The 16,484-nt window shown below is 55.8% G+C and carries 19 protein-coding genes; 13 read left to right on the forward strand and 6 right to left on the reverse strand.

The window, feature by feature from the left end; all coding sequences use genetic code 11:
* The 12 genes from GOV80_RS19515 to GOV80_RS19570 form a co-directional block, all read left to right on the forward strand.
* Positions 1 to 1,301: VirB4 family type IV secretion system protein (locus tag GOV80_RS19515; RefSeq protein WP_419555663.1), on the forward strand; the 1,301-nt coding region annotated here is incomplete at its 5' end.
* Positions 1,298 to 1,435: a hypothetical protein gene (locus tag GOV80_RS19520; RefSeq protein WP_170417970.1), complete on the forward strand. Its 138-nt coding sequence runs from the start codon at positions 1,298 to 1,300 to the stop codon at positions 1,433 to 1,435. The genes GOV80_RS19515 and GOV80_RS19520, both read left to right, overlap by 4 nt.
* Positions 1,435 to 2,181, forward strand: a complete 747-nt coding sequence (locus GOV80_RS19525; protein ID WP_170417973.1) for a type IV secretion system protein — start codon at positions 1,435 to 1,437, stop codon at positions 2,179 to 2,181. Before GOV80_RS19520 ends, GOV80_RS19525 begins: the two co-directional genes overlap by 1 nt.
* The gene (locus GOV80_RS19530) at positions 2,178 to 2,678 is read left to right on the forward strand and encodes a hypothetical protein (protein WP_170417977.1); all 501 of its coding nucleotides are present in this window, start codon (positions 2,178 to 2,180) and stop codon (positions 2,676 to 2,678) included. The genes GOV80_RS19525 and GOV80_RS19530 overlap by 4 nt, the downstream gene beginning before the upstream one ends.
* Entirely contained in the window at positions 2,675 to 3,730 is a 1,056-nt protein-coding gene (locus GOV80_RS19535; protein WP_170417979.1) for a TrbL/VirB6 family protein, read from the forward strand. Before GOV80_RS19530 ends, GOV80_RS19535 begins: the two co-directional genes overlap by 4 nt.
* Before the next feature lie 17 nt (positions 3,731 to 3,747).
* Positions 3,748 to 4,392 (forward strand): VirB8 family type IV secretion system protein, encoded by a 645-nt coding sequence (locus tag GOV80_RS19540; RefSeq protein ID WP_170417982.1) that lies wholly within the window; start codon positions 3,748 to 3,750, stop codon positions 4,390 to 4,392.
* Positions 4,392 to 5,207, forward strand: coding sequence for a TrbG/VirB9 family P-type conjugative transfer protein (locus tag GOV80_RS19545; RefSeq protein ID WP_170417985.1), 816 nt, complete (start codon positions 4,392 to 4,394; stop codon positions 5,205 to 5,207). The genes GOV80_RS19540 and GOV80_RS19545 overlap by 1 nt, the downstream gene beginning before the upstream one ends.
* Entirely contained in the window at positions 5,207 to 5,887 is a 681-nt protein-coding gene (locus tag GOV80_RS19550) for a hypothetical protein (RefSeq protein WP_170417989.1), read from the forward strand. The genes GOV80_RS19545 and GOV80_RS19550 overlap by 1 nt, the downstream gene beginning before the upstream one ends.
* Positions 5,888 to 5,898: 11 nt before the next feature.
* Positions 5,899 to 6,732 (forward strand): TraB/TrbI/VirB10 family type IV secretion system protein, encoded by an 834-nt coding sequence (locus tag GOV80_RS19555; RefSeq protein ID WP_170417992.1) that lies wholly within the window; start codon positions 5,899 to 5,901, stop codon positions 6,730 to 6,732.
* Between the two features lie 205 nt (positions 6,733 to 6,937).
* Entirely contained in the window at positions 6,938 to 7,951 is a 1,014-nt protein-coding gene (locus GOV80_RS19560; RefSeq protein WP_170417994.1) for an ATPase, T2SS/T4P/T4SS family, read from the forward strand.
* A gap of 12 nt (positions 7,952 to 7,963) precedes the next feature.
* Positions 7,964 to 8,122: a hypothetical protein gene (locus GOV80_RS19565; protein ID WP_170417997.1), complete on the forward strand. Its 159-nt coding sequence runs from the start codon at positions 7,964 to 7,966 to the stop codon at positions 8,120 to 8,122.
* On the forward strand, positions 8,115 to 10,007 hold the full coding sequence (locus GOV80_RS19570; RefSeq protein ID WP_170418000.1) for a type IV secretory system conjugative DNA transfer family protein: 1,893 nt from the start codon (positions 8,115 to 8,117) through the stop codon (positions 10,005 to 10,007). Before GOV80_RS19565 ends, GOV80_RS19570 begins: the two co-directional genes overlap by 8 nt.
* Before the next feature lie 214 nt (positions 10,008 to 10,221).
* Here the strand turns inward: GOV80_RS19570 and GOV80_RS19575 are convergent, their stop codons facing one another.
* The 3 genes from GOV80_RS19575 to GOV80_RS19585 all read right to left on the reverse strand — a co-directional run bounded on the left by GOV80_RS19575 (position 10,222) and on the right by GOV80_RS19585 (position 11,977).
* A complete protein-coding gene (locus GOV80_RS19575; protein WP_170474328.1) occupies positions 10,222 to 10,644 on the reverse strand; it encodes a c-type cytochrome in 423 nt (140 codons plus the stop codon).
* A gap of 161 nt (positions 10,645 to 10,805) precedes the next feature.
* Entirely contained in the window at positions 10,806 to 11,273 is a 468-nt protein-coding gene (locus GOV80_RS19580; RefSeq protein WP_170417767.1) for a DUF411 domain-containing protein, read from the reverse strand.
* Positions 11,274 to 11,347: 74 nt separating this feature from the next.
* Positions 11,348 to 11,977, reverse strand: a complete 630-nt coding sequence (locus tag GOV80_RS19585) for a cation efflux transmembrane domain-containing protein (RefSeq protein ID WP_170417770.1) — start codon at positions 11,975 to 11,977, stop codon at positions 11,348 to 11,350.
* A gap of 74 nt (positions 11,978 to 12,051) precedes the next feature.
* Between GOV80_RS19585 and GOV80_RS19590 the strand changes: the two genes are divergently transcribed.
* Positions 12,052 to 12,468 carry a MerR family transcriptional regulator gene (locus tag GOV80_RS19590; RefSeq protein ID WP_170417773.1) on the forward strand — a complete coding sequence of 139 codons (417 nt, stop codon included), beginning with the start codon at positions 12,052 to 12,054 and terminating at the stop codon, positions 12,466 to 12,468.
* Between the two features lie 209 nt (positions 12,469 to 12,677).
* On the opposite strand, the gene GOV80_RS19595 is transcribed toward GOV80_RS19590, so the two are convergent.
* Genes GOV80_RS19595 through GOV80_RS19605 form a run of 3 tightly spaced genes read right to left on the reverse strand, consistent with a single transcriptional unit; the run spans position 12,678 to position 16,054 of the window.
* Positions 12,678 to 13,781, reverse strand: a complete 1,104-nt coding sequence (locus tag GOV80_RS19595; RefSeq protein WP_170775031.1) for a hypothetical protein — start codon at positions 13,779 to 13,781, stop codon at positions 12,678 to 12,680.
* Positions 13,782 to 13,802: 21 nt separating this feature from the next.
* On the reverse strand, positions 13,803 to 15,638 hold the full coding sequence (locus GOV80_RS19600; RefSeq protein WP_170417779.1) for a relaxase/mobilization nuclease domain-containing protein: 1,836 nt from the start codon (positions 15,636 to 15,638) through the stop codon (positions 13,803 to 13,805).
* Entirely contained in the window at positions 15,635 to 16,054 is a 420-nt protein-coding gene (locus GOV80_RS19605; RefSeq protein ID WP_170417782.1) for a hypothetical protein, read from the reverse strand. The genes GOV80_RS19600 and GOV80_RS19605 overlap by 4 nt, the downstream gene beginning before the upstream one ends.
* Positions 16,055 to 16,484: the final 430 nt, after the last annotated feature.

Genomic DNA, 16,484 nt, shown 5'->3' on the forward strand with positions numbered 1-16,484 from the left:
GCGGCACGGTCAAACGCGAAGCGATGTCGGCGCGGTCGGTGTACTTCGCGCAGCACCCCGGCAACTTCGCATTCCGTCCTCGTGAAGAACTGATCACGGACCAGAACTTTGCGGACATGGTTGCGTTCCACATGCGCCCTAAAGGGTTGGATGCGGAAAAGCTGCCCTGGCCGGGGCCATTGGCGACTTTGCCGACAACGCACGGGGACAGCTACGATGTTTCGCTGCACCTTCCCAAGACCAGCAAAGACGCTGAAAACCTGCCCTCCGGCCACACAATCGTTCTGGGGCCGAACGGATCGGGTAAAACTGTGACCGCGATGCTGCTGGCGACAACGGCGGTTGCACAGGGCGCGCGGATCATCGCTTTTGACAAAGACCGGGCGATGGAGGCCCCCATGCGTGCGCTCGGCGCACAGTACACCCGCGTCCGAGTTGGTGAACCAACCGGCATGAACCCGTTTCAGACCGAGACGGATGAGGCTGGGCAAAGCTGGCTCGCCAATTGGGTCATTGCCCTGTTGAGCTATGACGAACCACTGACCACCGATCAAAAGGATGAAATCACGCGGGCTTGCCAAGCGAATGCCACTTTGCCGCCTGCGCTTCAGAACTTCGATTCATTGGTGGAACGGTTCAGAGCCTTTGACGATGACAAGAACCTGTACAAGCGTGCAAGTGAATGGGCTGGCGAAGGCCGCTTGTCCTGGATGTTTGGCGAGGGTGGCTCAGATCCGTTTGCTGCTGGCGCCCGTCATCTTGTTTTCGACATTTCCGAGGTTCTGGATGACGAGTTGGTGCGGCTGGCATGGATCAGCTACGTCATGCGCCAGATCGAACGCCGCTGCGCCACCAAGATACCCACTGTCTTTGTGATTGATGAAGCATGGGTAATTGCTGGCAACCCTTATGGCGCTGGCATTCTCATAAATGCCTACACCACGTATCGGAAGCTGAACGTCATGATGATGATGATGACGCAGATCCCCGATCACCTCCTGTCGTCGGCGGCAAGTAAGTCGATCCTGGAAAACACCAGCACGCAGCTCTTGTTCCCCTCTCGATCCGGCAATGAAGCAGACTACCGGGCAATCGGCTTGAACGATTCAGAGCTGGCCGCGCTGAGGGCGCATTTTGGCGACCGCGTAATGCTCATGAAAAAGGGTGATGAGAGTGTTTGGCTCGATGTCGATGTCGGCGCTCTCGGCCCGCTTCTCCGTGTTCTGAGCGGATCAGACGGAAAATCGTTCCCTGATCCTGACTGGCGAAAAAACCCCAACTTCTGGAAGGAAATCACATGAAAACCCGCCTTGTAATCGCCCTTGTAGTTCTGGCCGCTGTCTCAGCCTGCACCAGCACCTATTCGGGCTATCGCAGCAAATGCGCCTGCGACTTTGAGCGCATGACCCCCCCTGAAAACTTGGAGCTTGTCTGATGAATATTTCAAAGAAATTCCGCACAACCATTGCTGTTTCAGTTCTGGCCGCCCTGCCCGTCATGGCATCGGCCCAGGGTGTTCCGGTGGTGGACTCTGCATCCATCACGCAGGACGCCGCCAATTCGGCCAAAGAAATCGCTGAAATGGTCCGCCAGTACGAGCAATTGCTGGAACAGTACGAGAAACTGGAACAACAGCGGGCATTGCTCGAAAACTCCTTCAAAACCATCAGCGGTTTGACAGATCTGGATGAGTTCAACAGCCGCAGCTTTTTGAAACTGGCGACTGCTGCTGACACGCTCGGCTACGCACTGGATGCAGCGGAGGGCGGTATCTCCGGCCTGCCCGATGTCGCTGCGCAGGCAATGGAACGTCGATCAATCAACCTCGGCCTGAACGATGGCATCTTGTCCGACTTCAGCGGATCGGATGTGCAGGCTCGCCGCATCCTGTCTGAGCGTGGTGGTGCGGGCCTGATGGCGTCGGCGTTGGGTGAGAATGGCTATGACATGGCCGGTCAGCTCTCCGAAGATGCTGAAAAACTGCGCGGTGAAATCGGTCAGCAAGAAGATCTGAAGGATGCAATCGACTATAACACGGCGGTTCTCCTGAAACTCCTGCAAGTTGAAATTGAAATCTTGCGCGCAACCTCGGCTAATGCTCTGGCGTCGGGCACGGATCTGGCTGCAACCGCTGCTGATCTTTCGACACTCAGCAACTATGTACGAGGAACCTCACAATGAAACTCCGCTCAACTCTCATCCTGACCATTGCAGCCGCCGTCGTTATGTCGGGTGCTGCATCGGCACAGGTGAAGCTGCGCCCGTCACCCAAGGTCGATATGCCGTTCGATGAATATCGTAAGTGCCTTGGGTACTCGGGCGCGAGTGAGTACGGTCGTCAATTCGTCAAAGACGATCAAGCGCGCATGGCCGAAGCGGGCCAATCCGCAGACAAGCAGCCTCTTGTGACCAACTGGTCGGTGGTGATCCTGAATGAACAGGTCATAGCAGCGCACGAGGCCACCATCGAGCAATGTAATCTGCGCAAGTCTGGCGAGACCTACAGCACCGAATGTCCGCTGGGTGGTTTGAGCCGTGAGGACGCGGCCCAAAAGGTCGGAGCTGACCAAGACGAGTTTTGGACCCAACCGTCCGACAATCTTGCCGCGCTTAAAAAAGAGCAACGGACCCGTCTGGAAGCTCTGCGCCCTGCAATTGAGGAGGCTTGTGGGCCGTGATCCAAGATTTCGTCAGCTCGATTGAGGCTGCGCTTAATAACTTCTCGCAGCAAGCATACAACAGCCTGGCGGCGGATCTTGCATCCGCCCTCTGGGCAATAGCCGCGCTGATCTTCGTGGCAATGCTGATCAACGGTGTGCTTCAAATCCGGGAAATCGGGTTTGGTGGCTATGTCGGCTGGATCATTCGGGCGACGATCATCATTGGTATGGCTTCCAGCTGGAGCTTCTTTCAGCCCATTTATCAGGGCATTTCGAGCCTCCCAGACACGATTGCCGGAGAATTGACCGGCACAACAAATGTCTGGGAAGCACTCGATGACATTGCGCTTCAGTGTTTCTTGATGGGCCAGCAGGCCATTGAAAACGCGACCTGGGGCCTGAGCATCACCGGGGCTATTCTCTGGGTTGTTGGGGCTGTCATCGTAGCTTTTGGCACCGGCATGGCGCTGATCGCAAAAGGCGGTCTGGCGGTCCTGCTGGGACTAGCGCCTGTTTTCATCGCAACGCTGCTCAGCTCAGCAACAGCCAATATCTTCGCAGCCTGGGCGAAAACGACTGTTGGCCTGATCATGGTCATCGTCGTTCTGACAGGTATTGTTTCTCTTATTCAGGCCCTTTTCAGCTCAGAACTGACCGCTGTTGAGGATGTGAACAATATGGAGGCCAGTGGCCGGTTTTTGGCGATCTGCATTGTGTCAATCGTGATGCTCACGCAGATCCCATCGCTCGCGGGCGGAATGTCGGGTGCAATCGTTTCGGCATCCTCGGGTCTTGCCGTGGCAACTGGTGCCGTCGCTGCCGCAAGAAGTGCATTGGGCACTGCAAGCGACGGCGCAAGGGGTGCAGTAGCCGGTGGGAAAACCGCCGCCGCGATGGCCTCCGCAGCCCGCGATGGGACAGGTGTTCGTGACAGCGCCTCGCGCGCGATGCAAGCGCGTCGGGACATTGCACACAGAGCCCGCAATCAGGATGGGGCGGCTCGACAGAGCTACGCCGCTGACCGTTACCGGCAGAGCATTCGACAAGCTCGCGTCAATAAATCTTCCTAAATCGAGGTATTGAGCTGATGTCACACGTGACAGATCACGAAAAAGAACTCTTTCTGGGTGCACGCCGCGATGCCTTCAAATGGCAGGTATTCGGCATGGTCGGCATGGCAATGGGCGTGGCCTCTATGATTGGTTGGGCGATGCTCCTTCCCTTGAAGGAAATCCGCGCGGTGCCATTCTCCATTGATCCGGACACGAAACTGCCGGTCCTGCTGACTGAAAAAGTCGAAGAACTGGAACCTTCTGAGGCGATGGCCTTCCGTGAAGTCGCAAATTATGTGCGCGACCGGGAAACCTATGATGTCCAGGACAACAACGAGCGCCTGAAATCGGTGCTGCGTCGTTCTGATGAGCTGGCCGAAACGTCCTACCGCGAACTGTGGGACGGGTCGAACGACAACCATCCGGACGAAATCTATACGCCCAAGACAAAGGTGCAGACCGAAATTCTGGGCGTGTCGCCGGTCAACGATGCGACGGTGCAGGTCGAGATCCGCAAGTCCCTGATCGTTCCAAACCAAGCAACGGCCTCAGCCCGCTACGTGGTCACAGTGACCTATGGGTTTGAGGAAAAAATCGTGACGTCGATGGACGAACTTTTGGAAAATCCATTCGGCTTCGTCGTCACCAACTATCGCGTAGACGCAATGGGAGACATCTGATGCAGCGTTCTTTCAAAACACTCACCGCCACCGCCGCAGCAGTTTTGGCATTCTCTACGCCTCTGCTCGCTGAAATCACACCGACACCGGACGGAAAGAACGCGGATCACCGCATCACGCATTTCCATTACGTCGAGAACCAGGTGTACCGCATCCCTGTGGGTGAACGCCTGATTACCTATGTTCACTTTCCGCAGGGCGAAACCGTCCGCAGCATTGGTGCGGGCGACACTGAAAGTTTTCAGATCACTCGCCTTCAGGAAGGTCGCGTTATTGCGTTCAAGCCGGAAATCCTGAACTCGGATTCAAACCTGACTGTCCTGACCAATCGCGGCACATACAACTTCTATCTGGTTCCGGCCGAGAGCGCCGCCGAACGCAAACGTGTTCCGTTCCGGGTCACGTTCTACAACAAAAACAACAGCGGCGGGACTACAACGCGCCGTGGCACGGTAGCGCGCAGCGAACCGAAACCAACAGGCCGCTTCGTCAACCAAAACTACTCGCGCTCGGGCAAAGCTGACTTCGCGCCTACTGCCGTGTGGGACGATGGCGTTCACACCTATATGCAGATCCCGCAGGATGCGGAGTTGCCGGGGATCTTCCGTGTCCTGCCTGATGGCCGCGAGCTGATGGTGAACACCACAGTCAAAGAGCGCGGCATTATCCAGGTGCAAGGCCTTTCAGATCTTTGGACACTGCGCATCGAGGACACTTCGATCTGTGTACGAAACGATGGCGACGCGTTTCAGCAGGCAAGTGTGAGCGGTCGGCCCGTCACTTCACAGACAGTTAAACCGGGGGGCAGCAAGTAATGAACCGCGATCAGACAATTGCGGCACGGGCGGCGGCTGAACAGCCGTCGCAACGTGTCCGGAAGAAGTTCGACCCAAAGAAGCTGATAACTGTTGCAATCGCAGGGGCGGTGTTCCTGGGCTTTGTATGGTTTGTCATGGGCGACGAAAACAAAAGCACCAACACGGGTGTCCGCGTTGACGCTTTGCAACAAGGCGGTGGCGAGCGATACGGGCTTTTGACCGCACGGGGACCAGAGGTCGATGAGCCGGAACAAGAGGCTTTGCCCGAGGAAATTGCGGTGGCAACACCGGTAGCAGTGCCGCAGGTCGATTCCGAAGGGCTGAAACAAGCCCTGAAAACAATCGAGCAACAGAATGGCCGGATTTCCGATCTGCAAGACGAGCTGACGGACGCCAAAGTTTCGCTGTCAGAAAAAGACGGTGAAATCGCAACGCTGAACCTGACCAATGAACGCCTTCAGGTCAGATATGATGAGCGCGAGAAAAAGTTTCAGACTGAGCTTGCCCAGGCGGTTGCTGATGCAGAGGCCCGGGCGCTCGCCAGTATGAGCCACTTGCAGACTACGGGTCTGACTGATGATGAGCGGCGCAGGCTTGAAGAACTCAAGCGGATGCGCGAGCGCCAGAACCAGTCAGACGGCATCGTGTTCGATGAAAACCCATACGGCAGAAACTAATGGAGCTGACGATGAACAGAACAGCACTCACCCTCGCCCTGGTTGCTTTGGCGTCAAGCGCGATGGCACAGGAAGCACCCGGTCAAAACTACCAGCCGATCAATGGTGGATCGCAGCCGGTCATTTTCCAACCCTTCCCTGCTGCGCCGCAGCCGGTTCAAGTCCAGCCAGACGACACCCGCTTACCTGAAGAACAGCGCGGCTATCAGGAAAACCCGAATACGACATGGCAAAACAATCTGGTCGAAGAATATCCACCCATCGTCGGGGCCTCGATCATTGACGATCCGTCGCGCACCTTAACGCAAGGCACGGTCTTGTCGGCGCTATTCGGTGGGGCGGTCAGCTCGGAACTGCCCGGTAGTGTCGTGGCAACGATCACACGCGGCGTCTACTCGATGGACGGCACACGTTTGCTTCTGCCTCGTGGATCGAAGCTCTATGGCGAGTATCGAGCGGATACGACATTGGCGCAAACGCGCATCATGATTGTTTGGAGCCGTGTCATTACACCGGATGGCCTTTCCGCTCAGATCGGCTCAGTTGGCACGGACGGACAGGGCCGCACCGGCGCGACCGGCAGGGTGAACACACACTTTGGGAAGCGGTTCGGCACGGCTGCGTTGTTGTCCATCATCGGTATTGCCCCTGTGGCGCTGGTGTCTGACAGCGACAGCAACAACTCGGTCAGAACGGATCTGGCAACCCAAGTGGGGTCTAACCTGCAGAACGCCACGGCAGCGGCGCTTGATGAATACCTGCGCATCACTCCGACAATCTTTGTCGATCAGGGCAGTCGTATCAACGCGATCCTGCAGCGCGACGTTGTGTTCGATAGCTTCTGAGAGCGAGCCAATGAGCCGACCGCCTCAGCGGTCTTTCCGGCCGCTGCCAGCATGATCGAGTGCGGTAGCGGCCTTTTTTGAAGCAAATTCAGCACTTTTTGGAAGCAATGAATCTTATGTGGATGCCTTCGTGTTCGAGGCAAAGCCGAGATGCAGCGAAGGCAACCTCCAGTGTTCCAAAAAGTGCTCTACCAAGGACAAGAACATGAGCGGGCGGAACGGGAATAGCCTTCTGGAATACTATACAGGCAAGATCGAGCATCTGTTACACGATGAAAGCCTGAGCGAAATTTCTGTGAACCCTGACGGATCGGTCTGGGTCGAAGAAATGGGCACAACGCACATGACCAGGACAGACATCACTCTGAACAGAGACGATGTAGAAAACATCGGGCGCTGCGTGGCCGGTTTCAGCGATGTAACATTCGGAGAAAAGAAGCCGATTGCGACGGCCAACGTGCCGACACAGCAGGGTAAAGCGCGGGTTCAGGTCGTGATTCCGCCAGCAACAACCGGCGTGGGGTCCGTTGCGATCCGTCTCCTGCGCGTGAAAAACGTCGATCTGGGCGCGTTCAGCTTCGCCAGCAAAGAGGCGGCGTTGGCAGAAAACAACGATCATAGCGCGCTTGAAAATGCTCGGGCTGTTCTCGCTGACGGAACAATGAACTTTGACGAGCTGGCCGACCTTGCAATGCTTAGCAAATGGAACGTGATCATTGCCGGGGGCACCTCGTCCGGCAAAACCACTGTCCTCAATGCAATGCTGAAGCGCGTCGATCCGGGCGAACGGATCGTGACGATTCAAGAAGTGGCCGAGTTGGACATCGAGCAACCCAATTCTGTCGATCTGCTTGCCGACCGTTCCGAAGAAGATGGCCCTCGATCACCAACAAAGCTGCTGGAATCGGCGCTTCGCCTCCGGCCTGACCGCCTCGTCTGCGGTGAAATCCGAGGCGACGACGCGAATATGTTCTTGGAACTGGTGAACACCGGCCACGATGGATCTGTCTGCACCATGCACGCGAACTCGCCCGTAGATGCCATTGGACGGATGAGCAAAATGGTGCGTCGCGGATCTCCGACCGTTCAAAAGTCAGAAGTGGTCGATGACATCCGGGCCACCATTCACATGATCGTTCACATGAAGAAAATCGGGGACGAACGGAAGGTCAACGGCGTGATCTTCCCGCCTCTGATGACTGCTGAACAACTGAATTGAAGGAGTACAAAGATGAAGAAATTCGAGTACCGAGACGTGCCTTTTTCGGAATGCGACGACGCCAGCGAGAAATTCGCAAAGCTGGGCAAAGAAGGTTGGGAAATGGTTGGTGTCGCACGTGCAGAATTTGGCATCGTGTGCTTCTTCAAACGCGAGCTGACCGATGGCTGAGTTTCAGGATCTACCCAAAGGCAAGAAGGTCGCGATAGCCGGTACTATGGGCTTTATCGCTACCTCGGCTTGCGCGGTGTTGGTGGTCGGGCTGGCGCTCGAATACATCAACACCAGAGGCTTTCGCGGGCTGGACATCTGGGCGATCCCAGAGAAGTTCATGGCACAGCCTGCAGAGACGCAGCAGATCATGGGTCTGGTGGCGGTGGTCGCAGTGGGTGTTTTGACCTTTGCATTTGTGGCGGCTGCGCTGCGTGGTCCCTCAACGAAATACGGTGATGCGACCTTTGCAAAGGCCCCTCAGCTCGTCCAGGAAGGCTATGCGTCGGTTCTGAAGCTCAAAGACAAATTGGATAGTGAAATCGTGTTTGCCAAATTTGGTGAGCCAAAGGACAAAAACGCGATCTACTATAAGCCCGGCCCCGGTGTCCAAAAGCCGCACGCGATGTTCATTGCCCCGTCTGGTTCGGGCAAAACCAGCGGCTTTGTGATCCCGAATGTCCTGCGTTTCAATGGGTCTTGCGTCGTCCTGGACATCAAGGGCGAGATTTTCCAGACAACCGGCGCGCGTCGGGCAGCAATGGGCGATGAGGTTTTTGTGTTCGACCCCGAGAACCCCGACAAAAGCCACAGCTACAACCCTCTGCGCCGCGCAGCACGTGCCGACAATCTGGACCGGCGATGGGAAGAAGTGATTCAGGTTGCAACTCAGATGTTCGACACGCCCAGCTCGTCCGCGCAGGGCTTTATGGGTGGTGTTGAAGGCATGTTCTGCGCAATGGCGATGCTGGCGATCAAAAGAAAGCGGCCATACATTTCCGAAGTCCTGCGCCTGGTCAAAACGACCAAGCAAAAGGACTATGAGAAAATGGCTGAAGAAGTTGGATATGCGCGAGCTGCAGATGAGTTTCTGAATCTTGCAGCCGAAGAATCCAAAATCCTGCGGTCAACGATTTCGGTTATGTTGAACTCCGGCCTGCAGCTCTGGCGCAACCCGTCGGTAGCAAGAGCCACGCAGGGCAATGACATCAACTTTGAAGATCTGCGTCGGCGCCCCAGCTCGATCTACTTTTCCGTGCCAGGGAAAAAGGTCAAAGAGTTCCGGACGCTCATTCGCCTGTTCTTCCTCGATCTGGTGAACACCATCGAAACTGTTGAGCCGGGCGAAGATGAGCCGTTCAAGGTTTTGATGCTGCTCGATGAGTTCCAACGCCTCGGCCATCTTGAGCGCGTTGTTGAAGCCTATGACACCATGCGATCGTTCGGGGGCAGGCTCGTGGTGATTTCGCAAACACTGTCGCGCCTACAGGACATTTATGGGCACGAGGGTGTGCGGGCGATGCTGGCAAACGCTGGAACCCAGATGTTTGCCGCCTCAGAGGATTCCGAAGTACGCGAACATGTGTCCAGGTCCATCGGGGACAAAACGGTCATAAGCAAGTCGAAGTCTCGAGCACTCGGCAAGATGGAAATGGGCAGCATATCAGAGCGTGAAGAAGGCATTCGCCTGCTCCGGCCCGAACACGTTGGCCGATTGCCTGAAAATGAAGTTGTGCTGATCCGCGAAGGCAAGATGCCGGTGATTGCAAACAAGATCCGATACTTCGAAGATCCCTATTTCATGCAGTTCCTTGGGGGTGATGCTCCAAAGATCAAAGGTACACATCTGGATCTTGCTGAAGAACAGGCCAGGGACACGGCAAAGGCTCTGGCGGATGCGAATCCGGCCCCTGCCCCGGTGAAAGAGGTTTCTGAAAAAGACCAGGAACTTCAGGCGGCATTTGATGCGCAGCGCACGGTCGCAAAGCGGAAAAGTCGGTCAGCGAAAGATATGGCGATGGAGAAAATGAAAGCCAAACGGGCTGAAAGTAGCGCCTTCACTTGACGGGGGTAACAGGACGCGGCCGAACCGGACCTTACTTCAATATGCAGAGAACGGCAGGAGAGAGCCCTAACCTGCTCGTGCTGCGACTTACATATATGTCCGCTTCCGTGAAGCTTACTAGAATGGCGCATTGTCAGCTTTATGCCTGCTGAGAATTGTCGTCATAGTATCGACAGCAAAAACACTCATCAAAAACCAACAGATTGACGACAGATCAAGGGAACCCCGCACGCATATAAACGATGATCTTCCAAAGGTCTTCTTCGCTCAGCGCTTCCTTGAAGGCTGGCATGTCTGTTCCGAAGCGTTCGCCGCCCTCGGAAATTGCCCAAAGAAGGTACTCGTCCCCCGACATCGGCATCTGAACGAACCATCGTAGGAGAGCGGGAGAGGGCGCGAGCGAACGTCCGGCTTCACCATCGCCCAAACCCTCAGCTCCATGACAGCTTGCGCAGTTTTCCGTATATAGCGTCTTGCCCTCCGAAACATTCTCGGGCGTTGCACGAATGGTGCTCCGAGCCCCGCGGTAGGCTGCGGGCACGTCCTCGTTCATATACGTCCAATGTCGTTGCATGCGCTGCTGCTGGCCAGGCCCCATATTGCCGTGCCCCCAACCACGCATGTGCTCAGACCTCATGTGGTTAGATCCCATTGGCCCGTGACCCCACCAATCTCCTCGTTGTTGTTGTGCGCAACCCACTGTAGCAATGGTGATAGACAGAACGCTTAAGGTAAGAGTGCGTAATCCAAGCTTCGTCATCTTCTCCTCCTTACTGTTTCCGCTCGATGAACGTCGCCTCAGGCCGCTTCGTAACTCTTGAACACCTCGGTGCTACCGTCCTTGAGGATCAAAAACACGTCGTAGGCCTCACGACGATCTTCCGGCCCCATCCCAGGGGAACCGTAGGGCATGCCAGGAACAGCAAGTCCAACAGCACTGGGTTGCTCCTCCAGCAGACGACGAATGTCTGCAACCGGCACATGCCCCTCGATCATATAGCCATCGATCTCGCCTGTGTGGCAGGACATCATTTCTTCGGGAATGCCGTTGTCCAATTTGTGGCGGACAAGCTGTGTTCCAAAGCTGCGCTCCTCGGTAATGCGAAAGCCTTCCTGCCGCAGGATGTCGATCCAAACCTGGCAACAGCCGCAGTTCGGATCCTTGAGAACACGGACGGAAGGCGTGTCTTGCGCAAACGCGGCAAATGGTACTGTGCTGGCAAAGCCAGCGGCGTAAGTCAGTACTTGGCGGCGTTTCAGGTTCATGGCGAGAGTCCTTGGTATTTCCAACTAAATTGAGCCGATTTCGTATCATTCGAGATCAAAGGTCATAATCCACGTCAAACATGCTCATGTTCGCCAACTTCCCGACGCTCGGCGAGCGCTTGGCGCACGATCTGGAAAGCAGAGGAAAGAAACAACGTTGCCATGACCGCCGCAACAATCAGGTCAGGCCAACCGCTAGCTGTGCCCCAGACGCCTAAAGCTGCAAACATAACGGCCACATTGCCAATGGCGTCATTACGCGAACATAGCCAGACAGAGCGCACATTTGCATCGCCGTCCTTGTAACGGACGAGCAAGAGAACACTTGCGAGATTGGTCATAAGAGCGAAAAAGCCAACGATGCCCATGATCTCGGCCTCCGGCACTCCGACATAGAACACCCGGTACACGGTCGATCCAAACACCCAAAGACCCATCAGCAGCAAGCTCACCCCTTTCGCCAGAGCGGCATTGGTGCGTGCACGGATTGAAGCCCCGATCACTGCCAGCGAGATACCGTAGGTCAAAGCATCCCCAAGGAAGTCTAGAGCGTCGGCCTGAAGTGCCTGAGACTTTGCATAGTGACCGGCAGTCATCTCGACGACGAACATCACCGCGTTCAGAGCAATGACAATCCACAGCCTCCTTTTGTAGTCGTCTGATACGCCGTCGAATTTGGCGTTGTGTCCGCAACATGCTGACATTGGGAAGCCCTTTTTGTATCTGTCGTGACCATAGTGTAGTGTCTCTAGTTACTAGAGGTTCAAGAGGTATTTTCATGTTTTCTATCGGGGAGCTTTCCAAGCGCACGAAGGTCAAAGTTCCGACTATCCGCTACTATGAGGAAATGGGCCTGCTTGCCGCACCAGAACGCACCGAAGGCAACCAACGGCGCTACGATGTGGCAGGGCTAGAGCGTCTCAGTTTCATCAAGCATGCACGCGATCTTGGTTTCTCAATTGAAGCGATCTCCGAATTGATTGTGCTTCAAGGCCACCCGGATCGTTCATGCCAAGCCGCAACGGACATCGCCGTCTCACAACTTTCCGAAGTAAGAGCAAAGATCAAACGACTACGGGCTCTTGAAAAAGAGCTGGTTCGGATTTCGAAGGGCTGTGATGACGAAGGAGTGTCAGAGAACTGCTATGTGCTCGCGTCTCTTGCCGATCATAAACTCTGTCACCACGATCACTAAACTATGAGCGGACATTGCTTTAGTCCCAGCGAAAGACTGTTTTGTCCGCTTCTTGCCTATTCAAACGTGGTGCAGCGAATGCCCGGAATGTCCAAGGACAAGAGTCCGTCCCAATCGGAACAGACCCCACATTACTCCAACCCGGTGGTCTCGCTGTTCCCGGCAACACATTCACCGGCGCGAACAATCATCTATCATGTCCTCCGTGGTTAAAGACTGTGTCCATCATACTCATGGACGTGGGTAGCCTGTTCGCGGGTATGGGCAATCTCTTGCACCACGGCGGCAATCTTGCTGGATGAAACTTGGTGCAGCTCACCAACAACGGCCTCCGCGCGCTCGTAGCTGTCCGGAACGCCTTGGCTGTTGAAATGGGCGGCAGCGGTGGAAATGTCCGCGTCTTTCCAAGTCGCCGTTGTGCCGATTGAAACGCTGTCATGATCGTTGTAGCGGGCCAGGAACTTGCTTCCGTCGAGACCGAAGCTGTGCGCGGTCGCCACAATGTCATCACGCACAGCCAGCCATTTTTCGGCTTCCGTGGGGTCCAGGTTGTCCAACTCGGCCGCATTCATGGATGTGGTGTAGCTGTCATCAGCCAAAGTGTATGCCTGCAGGTCGGTGTCATATGGGCGCAGTTCGGCAACATCGCCTTTCAACTCCCCGATCTGAACGTCCATTGCGGCACGCAAGTGTGGATCTTCGACCTCTCGTGCAAGAGCCTCCATGTTCTCGATGGAGTTCACGATGTCCTTGGTCTGCTGCTCGTAGTTCTCAAAGATGGCCTCCCCCAAAGCGGATTGCATATACTGAACATAGCGATCACCGGGCGACTGGTAGTCGTCGGACTCCTGAAAATCCTTGTCACCACTCAGATCCGCAAGGGACGAATAGTAAGGGTGATACAGATCGTATTCCTGAGCATCACTCATGTGCTGAGAAACCAAAGCCTGCATATCGTTCAGATCAACCGGCTCCCCTGACCGCTCCGCAGCTTCAAATTCGATTTTGAATTCTTCGACCAGATCTTGTTGCGCAGTATGTTCGTCAACACGGCGGTTGGCCTGGTCCTCGATGTCGAAGCTGTTTGAGGCGATGGCTGCACGATCAAAGCCCATCGCCTGCTGTTCTTTCCTGATGATGTCGATCTGCTCTGAAACGCGATCTTCACGCGGGGCGGATTGATCAAATCTGGAATAGGGTGCGAAGTGTTCGACTTCGTTCAAAAGATAGTCTGTACGCGAAACCATAGTTTTTCCTTTGCGAGTTGATGGAAAACTCTGTGATGGGTCTGCCTGGGGCGTTGGCGCGCGCATCAGGCAGACCGGTTAAAGTCCTTACAAGCTGTGCCCGTCATCGTCACCGCGCCCCTGCAAGAGCGGGTGCGTTGCGTGGGCGTGAACGTCTGAAAGTTCTTCTGAGATTGCGATGATCCTGGAAGACGCAAGCTGGTGCAGCTCGTCAACAACGGCCTCAGCGCGGTCGTGGCTGTCGGGTAATCCTTGCGCCTGGAAGTGGGCCGCGGCGGTCGAAATGTCGTCGCTGCGCCATCCCATTGTTGTACCCAGGGTGACGTTCTGATGATCGCCAAAGCGGGCAACGAACGCCTCGCCATCGAGGCCGTAGCTGCTGGCCGTGTCGGTGACTTCTTTGCGGATCGCTGCCCACTTGCCGGCCTCTGAATAATCCAAGACATCCATTTCGGCAGTGCCCATTCCCATCATCGTTGAATAGCGGCGGTCCTCGATGATGAAGGCTTGAAGGTCCGGATCGTTGGTGCGCAGGTCCGCAACGTCGCCCTTCAACTCGCCAATTTGAATATCCATAGCGACACGCAGATGAGGGTCGTCAACCTCACGGGCCAGCCCTTCCATCTTGTCGATGGATTGCAGCAATTCTTTGGTCTGAGTCTGGAAGTCCTCATAGGCCCCCTTGCCCAAGGTGTCCTGTATATAGACCTCGTACCGGCGTGCTGCCGGGGCATAATCAGCGGACGACTGGAACGCCTTGTCATCGACAATATCAGCAAGGGCAGACAGATACGGATGGCTCTGTTCGTTGTCCCGAACGTCGCTGATATGGGCAACAACCTGAGCCTTCAGCTCGGGTGCGATTGTTTCCTCAGAACCGCCTAATTCGATGTGTCGCCGCAAGTTGCTCATGACTTCGGGCGACACATAAGACGGGTCTCCTGGCTCGCCGTAATCATCAAAATGATGGGCTTGATCCAGCAGATGTTCCATTCTCGATACCATAGGTTCCTCACTTTCAACGAGTTGGATGGCAAACTCTTCGATCCGGTCTTTGACAGCGTTGGCGCGCTCATCAAACAGATCCGACATTCTTGCGATGGAGAGTGTCATCACATCACCGGCCATGTCGCGGGCCGTAACTTCAACCTCCGGAGTGCTTTCAACAACAGACAGTCCGGCCTGAACCTTCCACGTGTCGGTCTCAACTTCCTGCCGCAAACCGCGCTCAAGGCGGGTCGTTGCGGTCAGCTCAATTCCGTATCCTTCGGCAACCTCAACCTGGATAGAGCGCTGAACGTCGATGTTCATGTCGCTGCTCATACCCATAGCCAACCACTGCCCATGTTCCACGCCTCGGTTATTCACAACGATGTGGACATGGGGGTTGTCAGTGTCGTTGTGGAACACGGTCAGATAGTCCCAGGTATCGCCAAAATCACCGCTCCCAAACAGGCGATCCGCGAAGTCCAAACCGGCCTCATGCGCGGCATCCGGATAGGTGCCTTCGGGAAAAGAAACGATCATGTGACGGGTATAACCATAGTTGGTTTTCCCGTTGAAATCCTCGGCCCAGGTCTCGATCAGATCACTCACCTGATCGGCATCGAGCGGGGTCACACCATTGTCGCGGATGTCCAACACGCCCTCTGCCCTGACGGTCAGGTAATTGATCTGGCGGCGCAGCTCATGCGCTTTTTTCACCCCACCTTTGCGGACGTGTTTCACAACCGCCTCGGGCTTTCCAACCACAGCACCAAGCCGCGCCTTGATGGATGAGGCCCGCGAGATCATGAACTTCATGCGCTTGGCGGTTTGCAGCTGCTGGCTGATCTGCTTGGACCGATCGATACCCTTCTGCGCTTCCCGGAAGGCTAGCTCCAGAAAGTCCCCTGCCGTCAAATTGTGAGCCGCGACGTTCATGCTTCAGATGTCCTCTCATCGTCGCGCAAGATTCGGCGAATGGCGGAGTCTGGCTCTCGGTTTCGGCGGGCCGCGGTGATCAGCGCCTTCAGGTCTTGCCGGTGCTGGATGATCGCACGATGGAGGTTTTCGACATCGCGCCGGTCGTCATCGGTCCAGATCACCGAACCGCGTTTGGCCGATTTTGCGAGCTGATTGAGGTTGGTGTATCCACCCTGAACCTGCCGCAAGTGCGTCTGCCAGAGATCGACAACGGCCGGGTCAGGATCGAGATACCCGATCAGACGATAGATCAGTCGTTGGATGATCTGGTTGCGGCTCTTGGCCCCAAGCGACTGCACGGCCTCCTCCAAACGCACCAACGCATCTGACGGCAATCGAACGGAAAAGACAGTGGTGTCGCCGGGCTTGCTCAATGTATACCTCTGGTTGTTTTTATGACTTGTAACACAACTACCTTATCCTGTCATACTCTCCAAGAGGAAACCGGGGGTGATTTTAGAAATCCGTATTTTCTCAAATTGCCCCCGGAACAGTTTTGCTCTTGGAGGCAATCTCCACGCCGGGAAAAGGGTCCTGCCCCTTTTCCAGCCAGCAGGCGTGGGTGCCGGTGGACCGGCGCAGGGCAATCACGCAAAGCGGGAGCTGCCCGAACAGCGCCCGTCACATACCGGCACGTTCAAGGTCAGTATGGCATTTTCCGCGCGCCTCAGCGCGCTCAATGTCCCGCCGCTTTCGCGGCGGGTGTGGCAGGGTTGTCTGCTGCCGCATTGGGGCAGGTCGGCACCCCTGCCCGGTCTTAGGACCGCGCGCCACCTGTGGCGCATATGTGGTCCGGCCTGCGGC

Source organism: Ruegeria lacuscaerulensis (assembly GCF_013034685.1).
GTDB classification, from domain to species: domain Bacteria; phylum Pseudomonadota; class Alphaproteobacteria; order Rhodobacterales; family Rhodobacteraceae; genus Ruegeria; species Ruegeria lacuscaerulensis_B.

Coding starts and splice junctions, on each gene's coding strand:
- GOV80_RS19520 (WP_170417970.1), top strand. CDS start 1,298: ATGAAAACCCGCCTTGTAATCGCCCTTGTAGTTCTGGCCGCTGTCTCA.
- GOV80_RS19525 (WP_170417973.1), top strand. CDS start 1,435: ATGAATATTTCAAAGAAATTCCGCACAACCATTGCTGTTTCAGTTCTG.
- GOV80_RS19530 (WP_170417977.1), top strand. CDS start 2,178: ATGAAACTCCGCTCAACTCTCATCCTGACCATTGCAGCCGCCGTCGTT.
- GOV80_RS19540 (WP_170417982.1), top strand. CDS start 3,748: ATGTCACACGTGACAGATCACGAAAAAGAACTCTTTCTGGGTGCACGC.
- GOV80_RS19545 (WP_170417985.1), top strand. CDS start 4,392: ATGCAGCGTTCTTTCAAAACACTCACCGCCACCGCCGCAGCAGTTTTG.
- GOV80_RS19550 (WP_170417989.1), top strand. CDS start 5,207: ATGAACCGCGATCAGACAATTGCGGCACGGGCGGCGGCTGAACAGCCG.
- GOV80_RS19555 (WP_170417992.1), top strand. CDS start 5,899: ATGAACAGAACAGCACTCACCCTCGCCCTGGTTGCTTTGGCGTCAAGC.
- GOV80_RS19560 (WP_170417994.1), top strand. CDS start 6,938: ATGAGCGGGCGGAACGGGAATAGCCTTCTGGAATACTATACAGGCAAG.
- GOV80_RS19565 (WP_170417997.1), top strand. CDS start 7,964: ATGAAGAAATTCGAGTACCGAGACGTGCCTTTTTCGGAATGCGACGAC.
- GOV80_RS19570 (WP_170418000.1), top strand. CDS start 8,115: ATGGCTGAGTTTCAGGATCTACCCAAAGGCAAGAAGGTCGCGATAGCC.
- GOV80_RS19575 (WP_170474328.1), bottom strand. CDS start 10,644: ATGAGGTCTGAGCACATGCGTGGTTGGGGGCACGGCAATATGGGGCCT.
- GOV80_RS19580 (WP_170417767.1), bottom strand. CDS start 11,273: ATGAACCTGAAACGCCGCCAAGTACTGACTTACGCCGCTGGCTTTGCC.
- GOV80_RS19585 (WP_170417770.1), bottom strand. CDS start 11,977: ATGTCAGCATGTTGCGGACACAACGCCAAATTCGACGGCGTATCAGAC.
- GOV80_RS19590 (WP_170417773.1), top strand. CDS start 12,052: ATGTTTTCTATCGGGGAGCTTTCCAAGCGCACGAAGGTCAAAGTTCCG.
- GOV80_RS19595 (WP_170775031.1), bottom strand. CDS start 13,781: ATGCGCGCGCCAACGCCCCAGGCAGACCCATCACAGAGTTTTCCATCA.
- GOV80_RS19600 (WP_170417779.1), bottom strand. CDS start 15,638: ATGAACGTCGCGGCTCACAATTTGACGGCAGGGGACTTTCTGGAGCTA.